The sequence below is a fragment of the Rhodobacterales bacterium HKCCA1288 genome, from assembly GCA_015693905.1.
Lineage (GTDB): Bacteria > Pseudomonadota > Alphaproteobacteria > Rhodobacterales > Rhodobacteraceae > M30B80.
The window spans coordinates 2,518,664-2,536,167 of the sequence record CP065161.1 but is presented as its reverse complement, the minus strand read 5'-3'; the positions used below and the strand labels follow the sequence as shown (position 1 = coordinate 2,536,167).

Here is a 17,504-nt window from a genome sequence, read left to right as displayed (position 1 = left end):
GGGCCATGATACAAGTCTGATGAAGTGGTGAGAGCGTGGAGCGGGTAGCGGGAATCGAATTATCTGCCCCTTCAATGGCTTAGGAAAATAAAATCATTTAAATTCAACTATTAAAGGTAATACTAGGCGCGATCAGTTCCAATCAGTATTGATCAATTTCGCATCAAAATGTAACTTCAAATGTAACGTTACACGAGGTTTTGATGCTCAACACTGATGTCCAAGCCAGGAAATGGAAGCCAGGAAAGCCTGGAGAGCGCGCGTCGTTCGGGAATTCGCTCTATTTGCGCGGATATGGGGACGGCACGAAGGTCTTTGAGCTGCGGACCAGAAAAACGTGGGTTGTGCTTGGAAGATACCCAACTCTCTCGCTTGAACAAGCGCGAGCAATGGTGCCCGTGTGCAAACGGCTACTCAAAGATGGTCGTATAACACCCGCCGGTTTGAAGGCATTGGCCACACGGACGAATAAAGCCCATGAGTTGGAAGAGCTTGCGACAAGACAGGAGGTCGCCGCTTTAACCCCCAACGGAATGGTGACTTTCGATCAAGCGTTTCGGGATTGGTACAATCTTCAAATACGCGCGAACCGGTGGACACATGCAGCATCACGACGGCGGCCGATTTCTTGCTACGAAAACCATGCCAAAGCTGCACTTGGAAATCTCCGCCTCGATGAAATACGCCGTCAAACAATCAAAGCGCTGATACAGCCCCTATTTCTTACCCACCCTGAAACAGCTGCGGCTTTGTTGGGGTATATTTGGGAGATTATGGAGCGCGCTTACGATGATGAGCTGCTAGATCAAAACCCATGTCCGCGGCAGCGTTCATTCACAATCCCAAATCGCAAAACACGTCACGCAGCTTCTCTCCATTTTTCTCGGCTACCAGAGCTGTGGAGTTGGATTGATGAGCAGTCGTATAGCCAAGCCATGAAAGCTGCGATGCGTTTAGCTGTCATAACGGCGCACAGAGCTTCAGTGGTGGCGTTCATGCGCAAGGCTCATGTTGACGCAGCATCCGGCCTTTGGGTTATCCCTGAGCGCGATCCGGCGACACAAGAGCTTGGCTTGATGAAGTCTGGCCGTGAATTCAAACAAAGACTTCCCCGAGTAGTGATGGAAGACCTCGAACCTCTTCTAAGTTCTGGCGCAAGCGAGTTTGTCTTCAGCGTTGATGGCATTCATCCAATACATCCGGAAAGCCTGCGGCGTAATTTTAAGAAGTTTGCAGACATCACAACGCACGGCTTTCGCAACTGCTTCAAGACCTGGTGCCTTCATCATGATGTAGACCCGTTTTTGGCTGATAGATACGTTGACCATGCCCCAATCGGGCTGGATAAAAACTATCGCAGAGATGATCTATTTGAGCAGCGAGCCGTACTCGCAGAGAAATATGCAGCCTTCATTACCTTGGGCACCTCATGAAAGCGACCAAGCACAATTTGGCTCATGCTCGAATTAAGCTGGCACTTTCTGATTATCAGTCAAACGGTGATCGTCGACATCTCGCTGCTGCAGTTGAGTTAATGGCAGACTTTATGAAAGTTCCGGAAATTGCTCCGGAAATAAACGCGTTCCTGCTCTCTGATAAAACTTTGCCGTCATTACCAAAGAAAATTGGCGCTGATGAAGCCCGGGAGAATGGCCTTATCGCTTACTTCTGGAAGAATTGGGAAGGTAAAGCATCTGATCAAGACGTTTACGGTGCGATCGTTGATGTTCTTCGGCAGAATGATCTTCTTGGCTGGGGTGAAGCGGATGATCATGCTCGTGACAGAGTGCGCAAGAGAATTGAGAGAATAAAGCGTCAGGACTTGGACAACGACTAAATGTTTGTCCAATGCAAGATTTCTGTTTGTGTGAATATTGGGAAGGGTCAGTTCAAATTTATCACAGGAGTGATGAACAATGGCCCAACAAAAATGGCTTACGGCAGCTCAAGTCGGTGCGAGATACGGCGTTTGCAACAAGTGGGTATACTCCGTTCAACGGCGTGACCCATCTTTTCCGCGCGGCGTACGCTTTACTAACGGGACAACACGGTGGAGCGTTGAAGCTCTGGATGTCTATGATGCGGAAAAACAGGCGGGTCAGACATGATCCATCCGTACCTTACGAAAGGGTCGGAAATTGCCAAAAAGCTGATTGATAATGGGTACCAGCCCATTCCCATCCCTTTGGCGCAAAAAGGCCCCCGCATCCCAGACTGGCAAAATCGTTTGTTTGAGAGTGCCGATTTTTACGACTCTACTAATATTGGGATCAGATGTGGTGATAATCGCGTCGCAGCGTTGGATATTGATGTGCTGGATGCCACTGTGGTGCGCGAAATTATTAAAGAGTGGGAGCAGCGACATCCTGGGACTTGGATGCAGCGCGTTGGCAAAGCTCCAAAGACACTATTGCCGTTCCGCTTTTCTCAAGATGGCGAGCGCAAGCGCCAGCTTGATCTCGGCGATCTCGGGAAGATCGAGGTGTTGGCAACAGGGCAGCAATTTGTTGCCTTCGGCATTCACCCAGACACTCAAGCGCCTTACAGTTGGTTGAATATCGACCCAACAGATGGCTTCTTGGGCGTTGCGAGCGAATTGCCTGTGGTCCAGTCAGCGGATCTTAATGACTTCCTATTATGGGCAAAAACTGCTTTCGCGAGTGACGGCGAGCAAAAAAGCGTAATATCGCTCGCAACGGACCATATGCAGGCTGCGCAGCCGCTCCAAGAACCGGATCAGCCGGAGAAGTTCGGCCGCTTTCAGCTGAATGTACCTAATTGGAACGATACGCTTTCAGAGGCTGAAGCGAGCGAGCTGTTGGGCTATCTTGATCCAGACATGCCATATGAAAGCTGGCTACGAGTTTTGATGGCACTTCATGATGCCGGTGAACATTTAGCCAATTTGGCAGTCAATTGGTCGGCGCGAGGCAATAAATTCAAGCCAGGAGAGGTGGAGGCCAAATGGCACAGCTTCTCCGGAGGTGGCGGTGTATCTTGGGCAACGGTTGCGGCGATGGCAAAAGAGGCTGGCGCAAACTTGTCTGAAATTGCTCAGCGGCATAGAGGATTGGACTTTTCCCAGATCGAAGTCACAAGCTCACCTTCGCCAGTGCCAAAAGTCGACCACCTGGGTGCCCCAGGGGGTTATCTTGAGCACTTCAGATCTGGGGTGTTTCGTGCAAGCGAGCTAGAAGGGCAGCCGATACCAGAACGCATCTGGCATGTGGATGGCCTTATACCCGGGCACACGGTTACGCTTTTCAATGGTGATGGGGGCACAGGAAAAAGCCTATGTTCCCTGCAACTTGCCGTTAGTACTGTCTTGGGGCGTGCATGGTTTGGCTTATCAACCCGCCAAGGCAAGGCGGTGTACTTGTCAGCTGAAGACGATCGCGATGAACTTCATCGACGCCTCCATGACATTTGTACAGCAGAGGAAACACCACTTTCCAGTTTGAACAATTTAGTTCTCCGTAGTTTAGCTGGTGAAGATGCTCTCTTTGCAAACTTGTCCAAAGGCGGGACACTGCAGCCAACACCTCTATTGGAAGCTGTTGATAGCCTTCTAGCAGTTGAAGCCCCTCAGTTGCTTGTGCTCGATACCCTTGCTGATTTTTTTCCCGGCAATGAAAATGATCGTGCGCAAGCTCGGCAGTTTATCGGAATGCTACGTGGTTTAGCCTTGCAGCACCGGTGCGCTGTTGTGATGCTTGCTCATCCATCTGTGGCTGGCATCGCTTCTGGCACAGGTACCAGTGGCTCCACAGGGTGGAATAACTCCGTTCGCAGCCGATTGTACCTCAATCGTGTGATCCAGGACGGCTATGAAGCCAACCCTGACGCCCGCTTACTTCGCACGATGAAGTCTAATTATGGCAAGGTTGGTGGCGAGATTGCTCTTACTTGGCGCAACGGTGTCTTTGTTGCTGATGCACCGCTCTCCGGGTTGGACCGCAAGGCGGCAAGCGCAAAGGCCGAACGGGTATTCTTAAAGTTGCTTCGCGAGTTCACTGACCAAGGACGAAACGTCAATCATTCCGGCGGGCCAACTTATGCGCCAAAGTTGTTTTATGAGAACCCGAAGAGCGAGGGGTGTACCAAGCAAGTATTGCGGACGGCCATGGAAAGTTTGTTGGCAGCAGGAAAGATAAAGATCGCTGAAGATGGGCCACCATCAAAGCGGCGGAAATTCTTGTACATCCCAGAAGCTAATGAGGCATCTGGGTGACATTCTAACTCGCTTCCAACCCCACTCCCAACCGGGTGCCTTGCTACCTTCCAGCCCCCGTGCCAACCCCGTTCCAGCCCCTGTTCTAGTATACCCCCATACCCCCTAAGAGTTGGAACCCCGCCATAATGGCGGCGCTCCCCCTTGGGAGAGAGCGCAATGAATATGTTTGTTTCGAATATATCGCCGTGCGTATTGCCGCCTACCCGAGCCGCGCTCCTGGCAACGCACTAATAGATGCGTAAAGGGTCCTCCTGAAGGAACCCGGTGCGGGTACGTTCAGGCCACACTGGTCTCCTAGCGGCAGGACTTTATGAGGGGGGTTGTATTAATGATGCCGTGCTCCTCACTGTGTCTTCACTTTATAACACTTCTGGCTGCTTCATAAGGGGTCTGCATTGTGTAATCGCAAGTGTTGACACCACGCCATTATCACGCAGACTCATCGGCGAGACGCGAACGAATGTTCGGTTTGCAGTCAGTGATGAGTGGTGAGGTTTACGATGGCACGGCAAGAACCGATACTTGTTCAACTCAATATCGATGGGAAAATCGCGTATGATGTCGCTGAATTCCAAATAGAAGAGACATTGTCTGAAGTGCCCGACTATCGGGTTACCGTGCTCGATCAAGTCGCATCTGTCTCAGCTTTGCTCGGCAAGCCATGCCAAATCAAGTTTGTTAAAGATGTCTATGCAGACGCAAAGCCGCGTGAATTCGCAGGTATTGTAATGTCTGTGGAGCGCGTGGTGACCCGTGATGGGTCGCCTGCGCTGACCCTAACCATTCGTCCGCCTCTCGCGGTTTTAGGGCTGAGCAGTTGCAGCGCCGTATACGAAAAGAAAACGGCCCTTGATATTTTGAAGCTGGTCTTGGAGCGCAACAATCTGAAAAAGCTGAAAGTGACTGGCAGCAAGCCCACCGTAGCGCGGGATGTGGTGATCCAGTACAATGAAAATGATCTTGATTTCGTGCGCCGTATTTTGGCGGAAGAAGGCTTAACCTTTTACTTCCATGATGGCAGTTCTGCTGACACCCTCGTTCTTCATGATACACAAAAACCTTTTCCGACATCTGCAAAGGCCATCAAGCTAACAGATTCTGAATTGTCAGATGTGGAACGGATGGAGGCTTCGGCGTTAACATTGCGTCAGCGTTTGCGCCCCAATAAGGTCGAACTCCTCACATATGATCCCGAAAAAGCTGATAAGGCCAATGCCGCCGAGACCCTCAGCCTAGATGCGAAACTTTCTGAAAAACCCGCAGTTCTGGAATATCGCCCGGTCACCGTTCCGAACGGAAAAGTCAGTGGCACTGAAATCAGCGTGGCCGCAGATGCTACGCGGCGCGATGAGTATGGTCTAACGGGCGTTTGCGAGCATCCTGGGATGTATTTAGGGCAAGCGTTAAATATCAACTCAAACGGCCATTCCGATATTTCAGGGGACTACATCATTGTAGCCATTCGATACACGCCCGTGCGCGGCAATGCTCTGCAATGTCAGTTTGATGCTATTCCAAAAACGCATAACGCCGCACCTGCGCGCCTACCCAAGCCGCAAATCGTGGGTGTGCATAACGCCATCGTTATTGGCGGGAGTAATTCGAAGGCAGGCGACCCCTATTGTGATGCGGAGGGCCGCGTCCACGTTCGGTTCTTCTGGGACAAAGAGGGAGAAAACACCGTATGGCTGCGGGTGTCGGAGCCTTACGCGGGTAAAGGCTACGGCGCGCAGTTTATCCCGCGTGTTGGTCACGAAGTGCTCGTTTCGTTTTTGCATGGTGACCCCGATGCGCCGATTATCACAGGGCAGATCTATAATGCTAAAAACAAACCACCCTTCATCGAGAAAAACACAACGCGCTCTGGTATTCGCAGCAAATTAGCGGGTGAGGCGAATGAATGGGAGTTTGACGACAAAAAAGGGAGCGAACTGATCGCCGTCCGCGCGGCCAAAGATTATAATCTTGCCGTCAATAATGATGCCACGCGGGACATCAAAAAGAACGAAACCTCGACCATTGGCGAAACATGCAAGCTTGAGGTCAAAAAGGATTTCGTCACCAAAGTCTCCGACTCCATCAAGATTACGGCAAAAGACAGAACGTCCGATATTGAGAAGGACGAAAAAGTTACTGCCAAGACCATCACTCTGCAGGCCGATACGAAGTTGGTGCTCAAGGTCGGGGCGTCCTCGATTGAGCTTACATCTTCGGGGATTAAGATTTCCACAACGTCTTTATCCGCTGAGGGTAAGTCGAAGGTTGACCTCAAATCTAGTGGTGCTCTCAGCATCAAAGGCATGAAGGTTGACGCCAAGGCGGACACCGCACTTGGCCTGCAAGGGTTACAGGTTTCGCTAAAGGCAAGCGCCATGCTGCAGGCGCAAGGAGCAATCTGTGATGTAAAAGGCTCTGGCATGATCAAAATGCAGGGCGGAATTTGTATGATTAACTGAGACGTAGGGTATGCTTAGAAAAATTCCGTATGAAACATGCGTCCCCGTTTTGGCGCGATTTCGTCTCAGTGAGGAAGCTGCTGAAGTGGTTGTGGAAGATGCGGCGCCTGATGTGGCCTTAAAGGCCCTGCACAAAGGGAAACATTTTGTTGATTTGATCCATTTCTTTGGCCATGCCATGCCGCCGCGTGAAGGGGTTTGCTGGGCTTTGTCGGTGGTCAAAGATCTGCGACCCGATATGGACGAAGCTGATGCAGCCGTCTGCGCACAGGTTGCCGAATGGGTCCGTGATCCCCAAGAAGCCCGCCGCATCACCTTGATGCAAGAGGGCGAAAAGCGCGAAAACGAAGACCCAATTGGTTGGCTATGTAACGCCGTGGCATGGAACGGATCAGGAAGTATTGGGCCCATAGATGGGCCCACCGTTCTACCGCCCGCAGGCCTTTACGTCAGTGGGTTGCTCGGCGCGATTTCGCTGCTTGCAGGAGATACGGAAGACACATTTGCTGCGGCGGTTGAAGTTACGTTTCAACAAGGAATGGCGGTCGCGCAAGGTGGTTGGCCGAATATTGAAACCTGAGGATCAGTTATGCCTGGATTACCAGCGTCACGAATTACTGACATGCATGTTTGCCCCATGGTGACGGTTATCGTTCCCCATGTTGGAGGGCCAATTGTGATGCCAGCAGCGCCCACTGTTTTGATCGGGATGCTGCCCGCTGCAGGCATGGGAAGCATGGCCGTTTGTGTGGGCCCGCCCGATACAGTTGTGAAGGGTAGCGCCACCGTTTTGGTTTCAAAAAAACCTGTGGCACGGATGGGCGATCAGTGCGCGCATGGCGGGGCCATTGTGTTGGGGTGCCCAACTGTTTTGTGCGGGTAAAGCCAAAACTATGCTCCAAACTTAATGTAACATATCTGACATCATATCCTGTCATGATAGAGTGAAACTGCGCAGAATTTGCCCTAATATATTGTCTAACAACACTTTTGTTTTGCAAATGTTTGCAATTTAAACTCGTGTGTGTATTGTTTTTTGGCATATGGGCATTTCGGGCCGCTAGTCGTGTATAAAATTTAGTAATGAGTAGAGGTACTCCGCTTGTCTGGGTGGGCCGTATTCCGCGAAGTATATGCTAAGGTAATATTCTCGATCCTTTTTGTGATTGGGGCCATGCTTCTTTTGCAAAGTTCCCTCAATCATCTAAAGCTGCGTTCTCTTGCGGCTGAAGCTACCTCATCACGTCTCCAGATTTCAGCCGCTGCTATTGAGAGTGCAATTGTGCGCGCAGACTCGCTTGGTTTTGCGATTGATGAGATGGCGGGTTTGCAGGATTTGATCGATCGTGAGCGCGCGCGCGATGCTTCGATTGAACAAATTGTCATTGTGTCGCCGATTGGAGCGCCCATCATGACGAGTGGGACCGATGGTTTGTCGTCAGATGAGCAGGAGCAGGTTCTGCGCCGTGTTTTGGGAAGCGGCGACACGCTGACAAGGCTCGATACGGGCCCGCGTCTTTATACAGGGCGGCTGCTCTTTGACAGTAGTGCTGCGGTCATGGGGGCTGTTATTATCGTAACGCAAACCGAGACTTTTATCGCCCAAGCGCAAGCGGCGTTGCGGCGCATGACGAACGCCTACCTCGTGGTGTTCGCCGTAATCTCGGTCTTGGTCGCCCCATTCATTGTGTTTCAGTTTTCATCAGTCCGCCACGCCTACAGCGCATTAGCGGCAGAAGTGGATCAGGCCAATTTTCAGCACACACCCGAAGCCAAGGCGTTGCATGACGCGATTGCAGCGGGAAATGTGGCCTTTCAAGAGGCGGAGCAGGAATTTGAGGGTTTGTTAGGGAAGGCCTCGCGCGAAGGGGGGGCGGCATGAGCCAAGCTAAACCCGTCAATCTGATGCAGGGCTTCTCGCGCAGGCTATTTTTGAGCACGACTGTCGCCATGGTGCTTGCTGCATTTTTCAGTCTGATGGTGACAGTATCAGAGTTTAACGCAGGGCTTCGTCCATTTCTGGAAGATAAAGCGCGGGCCGTTGCCGTGGCTGTGCAGCGCGACATTGAGTATGCGATGGAGATCGGCATACCATTTGAAGAAATCCGTGGCCTTGATGAGCATGTTGATGAATTAATTGCTGCCCATCCTGAGATAAAGGCGATGCGCGTTGTCGCTTTGACGGATGCCGAAGAGCGCGCAATGGGGCAAGCAGGAATGGGTGTTGATCCCAGTCCTTCTGCTGGTAGCTTTGCATCAAATATCATTGAGGAAATCCGCTCTGTTGCTGCAACCCTTTTGGGCCAGTCATCTGGTATTGATGTGGTTTCCGTTAATGTCGCGCGGGATGGTGTGGCTTTAGCGCGGGTCGAGGCTACGATTGATGAAACCTACCTCAATGGTAAGATGACATCGATCTTCTTTGATACATTGGTCATCCTCATTGCCGTGGCATTGGTGGCGTTAGAGGTGGTTGTTGTGGTCTCAGCATCGCAGCTGACTGAACCTTTCCGTCTCGCTGAAACGGCATTGAACAAGAGGGTCGCAGGGGACTTGCGTCAATATCAAGTGGGGCGTGGTTCCCGATTGATCATGCGCTTTATCCAACGACTTAACGCACAAAATGCCCATCTGCGTGACCGTTTGACGGATGCAGCTTCAAAGCTGAAACAAGGAGCAAAACGCACAGCGCTAGAGGCCTTTGGGCAAAAGCGTTTCCTCTACGTTACAGATGCGCGCACTGGCGCGTCTATCATGGATGCGCGTATTCCTCTTTTCGTGTTTTCTTTCGCGGAAGAATTGCAGAAATCCTTCCTGCCTCTTTTCGTGGCAGAGTTTCACACCGAAAGTGACCTATTCGCGCGCGATATTATGATGGGCTTGCCTATCTCGGCATTTATGTTCGTCATTGCCGTATTTACCCCATTTGCGGGGCGTTTGGTTGATAAATTTGGCAATAAGACCCTGTTTATGGCGGGGCTCACCCCAGCGATTGCGGGGTATTTGATTTGTTACTTCGCAGGCAGCGCCAATGATATTTTGATTGGCCGCTCAATGACGGCGGTTGGGTATGCTGTGATCACCATCAGCAGCCAAAGCTATATTGCAGCGGTTGTTCCACCAGAAAACCGCGCGCGTGGCATGGCGATTTTTGTGGGCGTTTTGATGACGGCGACAATGTGCGGAACCGCCATTGGTGCGATTTTGGCAGATTGGTTGGGGTATAAACCCGTCTTTCTTATTGCGACAGCATTCTCCATGTTGGCGGGTCTGTTGGGATGGTCAATGCTCAGCACCGACCTGCCGGCGCCAGAGGCTAAGAAATCTCCCGCAGGTGCAAGCCGTAGCCCGATCGCTATTCTTATGCGCAACACGCAATTCGTGCTTATCGTGTTGTTCTGCGCAATCCCCGCAAAAGTAATCCTTACGGGCGTTCTATATCTCTTCGTGCCGATTTATTTGGCCAGTCTTGATGCCAGCCAGTCTGAGATTGGGCGTATCATGATGGTCTACTCGTTAATCATTATTCCAATCAGCCCATTGGCCTCAGGGTTTGCGGATCGTTTAGGCAAAAATCTGTGGATGGTGATCGGGGCCACTGTGATGTCAGGCATTGTTCTTTTGGGCCTCTATCAAAGTGCAAGTGTGGCGGCGGTTTTGGCTGTCGTTGCTGCTTTGGGTGTTGTGCATGCCTGTCTCAAGGCCCCGCTTATTGTTGCTGCAATGGAAGCCGCCGAACAAAGCCCTGACATAACGCGCACAGGCGCTCTCAGCTTATTGCGCACAAGTGAGCGGATCGGATCGGTGATTGGCCCTGTGGTCGTTGCGGCCTTGTTGGTGGTTTTGGATTATGGTCAGGTTGCGGCTATTATCGGTGTCTGTGTTGCGGCACTAGGTTTGATTATGGCCCTGCTCTCCCTGAAACGGGATAAGGGGGCTGCTCATGCTTGATCGGTTCTCCCTAAAAGCAGTGCTGATTTCTGCGCTTTTAATGGCGCCCCTCTCGGCAAGTGCGCAAAACCAAAACCCCCAAGACGACATCCGAACAGTGCATATGGTCGTTTGGCGGGGATGCGAAGAAGCCTGTCAAGCGTTCACCCGTTATTTTCAAGATCGTAACTTACCTGTGCAGGTAGAGGTAACAGATGTAGCGCGGGATCGTGATCTGCTGCCGCAGGTTCAGTCTCAACTCATAGCCGCGCGCCCTGATCTTGTCGTGACTTGGGGAACTACGGTGTCCCGTGCGATTTTAGGCACCCGTGAAGAATTTGGTTCTGGCTCTGCCCTTGGTGACATTCCTGCCTTGTTTATGATTGTCGCCGATCCCGTTGGGTCAGACCTTGTCGAAAGCTATGAACGCAGTGGCCGTGATTACGTTACAGGGGTGCGCAACCGCGTGCCCGAAGATGTGCAACTGCGATTGATGTTCGAATATTTTAGACCGTCACGCTTGGGCGTCATCAATCATCCAGGAGAGTTGAATTCGACCCTGAACACAGAAAAGCTTCGCAGCCTGTCCGAAGAGTTTGATTTTTCTTTACTTGAGCATCTCTACACGCCGAATGCTGATGGTGAAGTTGATGTTGCGCAAATCCCTCAAGCCATGGCTGCGCTCAAGGCACAAGGTGCTGAGGCTATTTATGTTGGTTCAAGTTCGTATAACTTGGAGCATCAAGTTGAATTCGTGACAGCTGCAGCCGAAGTTAACCTGCCCGTTTTCTCCGCTTACACGCAAATGGTTGAGGAAGGCGGCGCGCTGATGGCTATCGGCACAAGCTATGCCAACGTGGGCCGTCTCGCGGCCCGTCAGGCGGCAGGTATCTTGTTGGAAAACGAGGATCCTGATGCGCTGCCAATCAGCGCATTGAACCGCTATTCTGTAATTTTGAACATGGCTTCTGCACAGCAGCTTGGCCTTTATCCACCATTATCTTTGATCGGTGTCGCGGAGGTTGTGCAGTGATCCACCCCCTCGCATACCAACATTTACCCAAAAGGAGGGGGCTGTGGAGCATCTAAAGGCACCCATCGCTGGCGATGACCCGTTTGGCATTTACCTCAAAGGGGATAAGCCAACCTATCGCGCGTTGCGAAACGCCTTTAACGCTGCGCAGGCCGCTTGGCGCAGTCTTTCCGAAACACAAGAAAGTCTTGAAAACCGTGAGCTTGCCGCGGCGAATTCAGCAGCTTGGGCAAACTTGGCAGAGCTTTGTGAAACCTGTCTGAAAGAGACATCGAAAGACTTAGAAATATTTACATGGTTCACCGCTGCGCAAGTGCATGGTGAGAAACCAATTCAAAACACCGCAGCCGCGTTAACAGCAATTGCTGATTTGGTAGAAGAAAGCATAGATAGCCTACAACCCTTGCCGCCCGCGGATAAGCTGAAAGGTGATGGTGAACAGGCGCAAGCAGCAGAAATTGCCGAATTGCGATTGCGCCCTTTTGTTCAGTTGGTGGGTGAAGTTGAAGGCAGCGGTCTCTTGGCCGCCCCCATGACGGCGCATCGTTTGATCGGTGAGGTCACCTACGGAAAGTTCATTCTTGCCGATAAAAACGGCACATTGGACGAGCTGCGTGCCGAAACGAGTGCGGGCCTTGAGACTGGGTATGACGCGCTGACGCAAAAAGTCGAAGGGCTGCAGGATATCCAGCGCCAATTCGACCGCTTGGATACAGCCCTCAAGAGATACGCCGCACAGCACAGTCAAACCGCGCCCATGATTGGGTATGGACGCCGTTTGGTTACTGATATCCTTGCGGCGATCCAGCGTTTGGTTGAAGGCAGCAATTTCGTTTGGCCAGGTGTTGAGGACGAGGCACTTACAGATGAAGACGTAGCGACAGACACAAGTGACGCTGCGTCTGAGCCGTCGCAGGCTGCGCATGGCATGCGTGGGGGTGGTATGGGCTTTGACCCGTCTGCCAATCTCGCCAATCGCAATGAGGCGCTGCAGGCTGTAGCCCGCCTTGCCACTTATTTTCGCACCACGGAACCACATTCACCAATCTGCTTGCTGCTTGATCGTGCCGTGCGGTGGGGCAGCCTCAGTGCGGGTGACCTATATCGTGAAATTCTGTCAGAAGGCAGCGTTGGCATGGCGCAAATGTCACTGATGACAGGTCTGGAGAGCCAAGGTTTTGCCGACACGTTCGGCAAGCGCGGGGCAGGGGCAATTGCCCATCCGACTTTGTCAGATTATTCGGCCGCCATGCCAAAACCCAATCTTGAATCTGCCGCGCCAGTTGCTGCTGCGGCCCCTCAATCTGTGCCTGTCGCAGACCCTGCCCCGACCGTTGTGGAACCTGTAGCGGAGCCTGTTTCGGAAGCCGAGGCAGATGCTTCAGTGGCCAGTGATGCCGCGGAAGCCGAACCAGATTTGCCAGTGGAAGATTTTCAATGGTGAATGAAATCGTAGTCGAAGAATGAATCCAACAGAGAAAGAAGGTACATAATATGTCCGGACTGTTTATGCGGATCGATGGGATCGACAAATTCCCTGGAATGGCCACTGTCAAAGAGATTGCGGGAAAGAAAGGCTTCTTTCCTGTGAATAATTACTCGTTGGGGTTCTCCCGCGCAGTGCATGTAGCGGTTGGCTCGGCGGGGGATGCCGAAGTGGGTGTTCCCGGAATTTCCGACCTCGTAGTCACGCGCGGCGCAGATAATGCTTCTGCGGTTTTGTCGACCCTATTTTTTGCCCCAGGTGACAAAGGCAAAACATTTGAAATTTTAGAAACCAAACAAAAGAACGATGGTAAGGGCTTGATCCCTGTCAAGATCGTCACGGTCGAGCAGGGCCGTCTGTCGAGCTATGATGTAACCCCTGGTCAAAACAGTATGAGCATTTCGTTCACCACTGTTTCGATCACCTATTACATCGAGGACGAAGCAGGGGCGGTCACCAAAGGCGATACCGTCAAGTTTGATCTCAAGACCGGTGAGCTTGTGTCAGGCAACGCTGAAGCGAAGAAGTAATCCTTAAGGAGTAAATGGTATGGCACTTAACGCCCAACAGAAGCGTGTAAGTAAGAACCGTGTAAGCATCACGTATGATGTCGAAGACGGCGGTTCGATGCAGAAGAAAGAACTGCCTTTCATTATCGGTATGATTGGTGGCTATTCTGGCGATCGTGAGGATAAAGAAGACCTCGAAGATCGCACATTCTACACAGTCGACAAAGACAACTTTAACGATGTGATGACCCGTGTTGGCCCGAAGTTGAGCTTCACGGTTGAAAATAAAATCCAGAACGACGGGTCTGAGTTCCAAGTCGAGCTTGATTTCAAATCCATGAAGGATTTCGAGCCTGATGCGATTGTCGACAAGGTGGAGCCTTTGCGCAACCTTGCTGCGACCCGTGAGAAACTGATGACCCTTGTCGCTAAAGCGGATCGTTCACGCGATCTGGAGAAGGTTCTGAAGGAAATCCTGCAAGATGCCGACATGGTTAAAGCGCTAGGCGAAGAGCTGGGCGTGAGCGCTGAGAATAAGGGAGAGTAACGATGGCAGAGACAGAAGCAGGTGGCGGCGCAGCGCCAGCCACGGAGACGAATGTTAGCCTCTTGGATCGGGCGCTTGAAGCAACCTCTCAAACCCCAGCTGACCAGACCAAAGAATTGCTTTCGGTTCTGACTGCACAGGCCATGGAAGGTTCAATTGTTTGGGATCAAAACGTTGGCGTGACCATCCGCAAGGCGGTGGCCGAGATCGATAAGCTGATGTCCAAGCAGATGTCTGCAATCTTGCAAAACGAAAAGTTCAAGGCACTCGAAGGTTCTTGGCGCGGCGTGCAAAAAGTTGTGCGCGAGTCTGAGCTTGGGCCGCAGCAGAAGATCAAGCTTGTTGACTACAACAAAGAAGAACTGCTGGAGCAATTTGAAGATGCACCCGCGGTTGATCGTAGCCCATTGTTTGAATCTCTTTACCAAGATGAGTTCGGCACTGCGGGCGGCGAACCTTATGGCCTGCTGATAGGCGATTACTTCTTTGGCTATGGTGATGAGGATGTCGCCCTTCTGACCTATATGGCGGAAACGGCTGCCGCCTGTCACGCACCGTTCATCGCAGCCGCTGGCGCTGAGATGTTCGAGTATAAGAGCTATGAAAGCTTCGCCGAAGGTCGCCCTGTCGCGGCGGGCTTTTCCTCACCAACATATGCCGCGTGGAACGGGTTCCGGGACAGCGATGAATCTCGCTATGTCACGCTGACCTTGCCTGCAACGCTGGCGCGTCTGCCCTATGGTGCAAATGGTGGTAAGGCTAAAACTTTCGATTTCCACGAATTGGATGTCGACAAGGAAGGCAACCAGCGTCCAAAAAACAACAGCGAGCTTGTTTGGTCGAATGCGGCCTATGACATGGCGTTGAAGATGAACGAAGCCTTTACTGCCTTTGGGTGGTGCACGGCGATCCGTGGTCTGGACAATGGTGGTAAGGTGGATCAATTGCCCAACCTGACCTTCAAGTCTGACGCGGGCGATGTTCAGCAAGCCTGCCCGACTGAGGTAAGCCTGACGGATGAACGTGAAAAGGAACTGTCTGATCTCGGCTTCCTGCCGCTTGTGCATTACAAAAACACAAGCCACGCAGTCTTTATCGGCAGCCAAACAACGCAGCGCCCGAAGGAATATGTTGATCCTGATGCGACCTCGAACGCGGCTATTTCCGCGCGTTTGCCTTACATCATGGCGTCCAGCCGTATTGCGCATTACCTCAAGGTTATGGGGCGCGATATGCTTGGGTCTAACCTTGAGGCGAATGATATCAAGGCGCAGCTTCAATCATGGATTGATCAGTACACCAACGCTGGTGCTATGGGGAACGCCGAGCGTTCTAAAACGCCATTGGCTGAGAGCACCATTGAGGTGATCGAGCAGCCTGGCAAACCAGGCGCCTATTCTGCGGTGGCCTACTTGCGCCCTTGGTTGCAGCTCGAAGAGCTTACAACTTCGGTTCGTATGGTCACAAAGATCCCTGGCGGTTGATAGGGGCATCGTGACCTTTGTGTCAGATCATATAACTTCTTCATCTCCGCTGCCCGATGGGGCGGCGGGGATGATTGCCGTTTCGCATGACATGTTGGAGCGGCTTAAGACGCGGTTTGGTGATGTTCCCGCGCTAACGTCATTTTTGCGCCGCACGATCTTGGATATCGAAGATGCCCTATCCGATCAGATGAGCGCAATCATCGAACATCCAGAGTTTCAAGAAATGGAGGCAAGATGGACAGGTCTTGCATCCGTTGTTTGGGCAAAACGCGGCGCGCCTTCGGTTAAGATCAAGCTTTTAGATTTAAGCTGGAACGAGCTGTCACGCGATTTGCACTACACAAGCGAGCTGCGTCAATCGATCCTTTATAAACTCATGGGGCAGCGCGAATTGGATACGATGGGCGGAGAGCCCTTTGGCATCGCAATGCTAGATCACCCGCTATCCATGAGCCTTGAGACAGAATTTGACGACCTCTATACCGCACAGCTGGTCTGTGAGTTAGGGGAAGCGGTGATGTGCCCGATCATCATGGGTCTTGCAGATGATTTCTTGGGAGAAAAAGACGCAGCTTGGCTCAGTGATGCGCGGCGCGTGTCCAACGTTCTGCACAGTGATGAATATCGCAGTTGGCAGGCGTTGCGCAATCGTCCGAATGCGCGGTTTTTGTCCTTGGTTATGCTCAAAACGCAACTGCGCAGTCGCTATCAAGACCGAGATATCGGGTTTCGGTTTCACCAATGGCCGTCTCAGAGTGATGGTTTGTGGGCCAGTGCTGCCTATGACTTTTTGCGCACGGTGATTTCTGAATTTTTGCGGTATGCTTGGTTTGGATTTCTTAAGCTTGTTGGGTCGTATGCTGGCGAGGGGGCGGTGCTTGCCCCCACGGAGCATCCCATCCCCGAAGGCTGCAATCGTGGCGTGCGGGCTCATATTCGTATGACCCGAAACCTTGCGCATATCTATGCAGAACAGGGCTTCATTCCCTTGGCCGAAAGTCCAAAAAACAATCTGCTTTATTTTGTGGGGAACCGTTCTGTCACCAACACGGGTGGAAATGCGGCCTCTGAAATTGTGACGCAACTTCAGTCCGTCATGATTGCCTGCCGCATTGTTCATTACCTCAAAGTGCAAATTCGCGCATTGATCGGGCAGGTGAAAACATCCGCCGAATGTGAGCAGATTTTAAACGATTGGTTCGATCCTTATGTGTCAGGGTCAAGCAGTTCGAACGAATTGCAAGCCCGCTTTCCGCTTCAGGGCGCGCGCGTGCGTATATCTGAATCGACCACGGATGCCGCACGTTTTCATTGTGAGGTTGTTGTTCGACCACAGTTCCAAATTGACAACGTTTTGGGCGACATCACGCTGCGCACCGATTTTGGGGCGGGCTTAGCAGGAAAGGCCGCGTAAATGAGCTTTGCATCCGCCTTTCTAAACCAGTCCGCAGGGCAGAGTATTGAAGACCAAATCGGTCTGCAGGTTGAAACTTTACTGCATTCAATCGCCCCTGAATACGTGGTTGGGCCTGAATTTCCCAATGTGCAACTGTCCAACTTGTGCTTCGGCGTTCCCATGGATTGGGCGTTGGGCGAAGGGCAGCGCAATACGCAAGTCCGCAGTATGTTGCGGGATCGTCTGGAAAAGTTTGAGCCACGCTTGGCCCTGATGTCTGAAATATCACTTCAAGATAAGGCTGAAGAAAACGCAGTCACTTTTTTCATAGCGGGCGCTGTGCGCAGTCAGGCGGGTATGGATCAGGTTGAGATCACCAAGACCCTGTCGCGCATGGATCAATATAAAGAGGAGGCCGTCTAAGCG

15 protein-coding genes are annotated in these 17,504 nt (G+C 51.9%); all 15 read left to right on the top strand.

The features are described from left to right. Positions 1 to 203 precede the first annotated feature (203 nt). The 15 genes from I3V23_12465 (at position 204) to I3V23_12395 (ending at position 17,501) form a co-directional block, all read left to right on the top strand. Positions 204 to 1,433: an integrase arm-type DNA-binding domain-containing protein gene (locus I3V23_12465; GenBank protein ID QPI85340.1), complete on the top strand. Its 1,230-nt coding sequence runs from the start codon at positions 204 to 206 to the stop codon at positions 1,431 to 1,433. After that, positions 1,430 to 1,837: a hypothetical protein gene (locus tag I3V23_12460; GenBank protein QPI85339.1), complete on the top strand. Its 408-nt coding sequence runs from the start codon at positions 1,430 to 1,432 to the stop codon at positions 1,835 to 1,837. The genes I3V23_12465 and I3V23_12460 overlap by 4 nt, the downstream gene beginning before the upstream one ends. Before the next feature lie 267 nt (positions 1,838 to 2,104). Continuing rightward, a complete protein-coding gene (locus I3V23_12455; GenBank protein QPI85338.1) occupies positions 2,105 to 4,231 on the top strand; it encodes an AAA family ATPase in 2,127 nt (708 codons plus the stop codon). 503 nt (positions 4,232 to 4,734) lie between these two features. Then, on the top strand, positions 4,735 to 6,690 hold the full coding sequence (gene tssI, locus I3V23_12450) for a type VI secretion system tip protein VgrG (GenBank protein QPI85337.1): 1,956 nt from the start codon (positions 4,735 to 4,737) through the stop codon (positions 6,688 to 6,690). A gap of 10 nt (positions 6,691 to 6,700) precedes the next feature. Next, the gene (locus I3V23_12445; protein ID QPI85336.1) at positions 6,701 to 7,270 is read left to right on the top strand and encodes a hypothetical protein; all 570 of its coding nucleotides are present in this window, start codon (positions 6,701 to 6,703) and stop codon (positions 7,268 to 7,270) included. Between the two features lie 9 nt (positions 7,271 to 7,279). Continuing rightward, positions 7,280 to 7,573, top strand: coding sequence for a PAAR domain-containing protein (locus tag I3V23_12440; protein QPI85335.1), 294 nt, complete (start codon positions 7,280 to 7,282; stop codon positions 7,571 to 7,573). A gap of 399 nt (positions 7,574 to 7,972) precedes the next feature. Beyond that, complete coding sequence (locus I3V23_12435) at positions 7,973 to 8,572, top strand: hypothetical protein (GenBank protein QPI85334.1); 600 nt, start codon at positions 7,973 to 7,975, stop codon at positions 8,570 to 8,572. A 68-nt stretch (positions 8,573 to 8,640) separates the two neighbouring features. Next, a complete protein-coding gene (locus I3V23_12430; protein QPI86830.1) occupies positions 8,641 to 10,641 on the top strand; it encodes an MFS transporter in 2,001 nt (666 codons plus the stop codon). Further along, on the top strand, positions 10,634 to 11,653 hold the full coding sequence (locus tag I3V23_12425) for an ABC transporter substrate-binding protein (protein QPI85333.1): 1,020 nt from the start codon (positions 10,634 to 10,636) through the stop codon (positions 11,651 to 11,653). Before I3V23_12430 ends, I3V23_12425 begins: the two co-directional genes overlap by 8 nt. Positions 11,654 to 11,696: 43 nt before the next feature. Next, on the top strand, positions 11,697 to 13,097 hold the full coding sequence (locus I3V23_12420) for a type VI secretion system ImpA family N-terminal domain-containing protein (GenBank protein ID QPI85332.1): 1,401 nt from the start codon (positions 11,697 to 11,699) through the stop codon (positions 13,095 to 13,097). A 50-nt stretch (positions 13,098 to 13,147) separates the two neighbouring features. After that, positions 13,148 to 13,669 carry a type VI secretion system tube protein Hcp gene (locus I3V23_12415; protein ID QPI85331.1) on the top strand — a complete coding sequence of 174 codons (522 nt, stop codon included), beginning with the start codon at positions 13,148 to 13,150 and terminating at the stop codon, positions 13,667 to 13,669. Between the two features lie 19 nt (positions 13,670 to 13,688). Beyond that, complete coding sequence (tssB, locus tag I3V23_12410; protein ID QPI85330.1) at positions 13,689 to 14,195, top strand: type VI secretion system contractile sheath small subunit; 507 nt, start codon at positions 13,689 to 13,691, stop codon at positions 14,193 to 14,195. A gap of 2 nt (positions 14,196 to 14,197) precedes the next feature. Next, positions 14,198 to 15,679 (top strand): type VI secretion system contractile sheath large subunit, encoded by a 1,482-nt coding sequence (gene tssC / locus I3V23_12405; protein ID QPI85329.1) that lies wholly within the window; start codon positions 14,198 to 14,200, stop codon positions 15,677 to 15,679. Positions 15,680 to 15,689: 10 nt separating this feature from the next. After that, a complete protein-coding gene (locus I3V23_12400; protein QPI85328.1) occupies positions 15,690 to 17,096 on the top strand; it encodes a type VI secretion system contractile sheath large subunit in 1,407 nt (468 codons plus the stop codon). After that, on the top strand, positions 17,097 to 17,501 hold the full coding sequence (locus tag I3V23_12395; protein ID QPI85327.1) for a GPW/gp25 family protein: 405 nt from the start codon (positions 17,097 to 17,099) through the stop codon (positions 17,499 to 17,501). The last annotated feature ends 3 nt before the right edge of the window (positions 17,502 to 17,504 follow it).

What these genes read in the sequence shown, in the direction of transcription:
- I3V23_12415 (QPI85331.1), top strand. Translation starts at nt 13,148, where the DNA reads ATGTCCGGACTGTTTATGCGGATCGATGGGATCGACAAATTCCCTGGA.
- I3V23_12445 (QPI85336.1), top strand. Translation starts at nt 6,701, where the DNA reads ATGCTTAGAAAAATTCCGTATGAAACATGCGTCCCCGTTTTGGCGCGA.
- tssB (QPI85330.1), top strand. Translation starts at nt 13,689, where the DNA reads ATGGCACTTAACGCCCAACAGAAGCGTGTAAGTAAGAACCGTGTAAGC.
- I3V23_12395 (QPI85327.1), top strand. Translation starts at nt 17,097, where the DNA reads ATGAGCTTTGCATCCGCCTTTCTAAACCAGTCCGCAGGGCAGAGTATT.
- tssI (QPI85337.1), top strand. Translation starts at nt 4,735, where the DNA reads ATGGCACGGCAAGAACCGATACTTGTTCAACTCAATATCGATGGGAAA.
- I3V23_12455 (QPI85338.1), top strand. Translation starts at nt 2,105, where the DNA reads ATGATCCATCCGTACCTTACGAAAGGGTCGGAAATTGCCAAAAAGCTG.
- I3V23_12465 (QPI85340.1), top strand. Translation starts at nt 204, where the DNA reads ATGCTCAACACTGATGTCCAAGCCAGGAAATGGAAGCCAGGAAAGCCT.
- I3V23_12440 (QPI85335.1), top strand. Translation starts at nt 7,280, where the DNA reads ATGCCTGGATTACCAGCGTCACGAATTACTGACATGCATGTTTGCCCC.
- tssC (QPI85329.1), top strand. Translation starts at nt 14,198, where the DNA reads ATGGCAGAGACAGAAGCAGGTGGCGGCGCAGCGCCAGCCACGGAGACG.
- I3V23_12425 (QPI85333.1), top strand. Translation starts at nt 10,634, where the DNA reads ATGCTTGATCGGTTCTCCCTAAAAGCAGTGCTGATTTCTGCGCTTTTA.
- I3V23_12460 (QPI85339.1), top strand. Translation starts at nt 1,430, where the DNA reads ATGAAAGCGACCAAGCACAATTTGGCTCATGCTCGAATTAAGCTGGCA.
- I3V23_12430 (QPI86830.1), top strand. Translation starts at nt 8,641, where the DNA reads ATGGTGCTTGCTGCATTTTTCAGTCTGATGGTGACAGTATCAGAGTTT.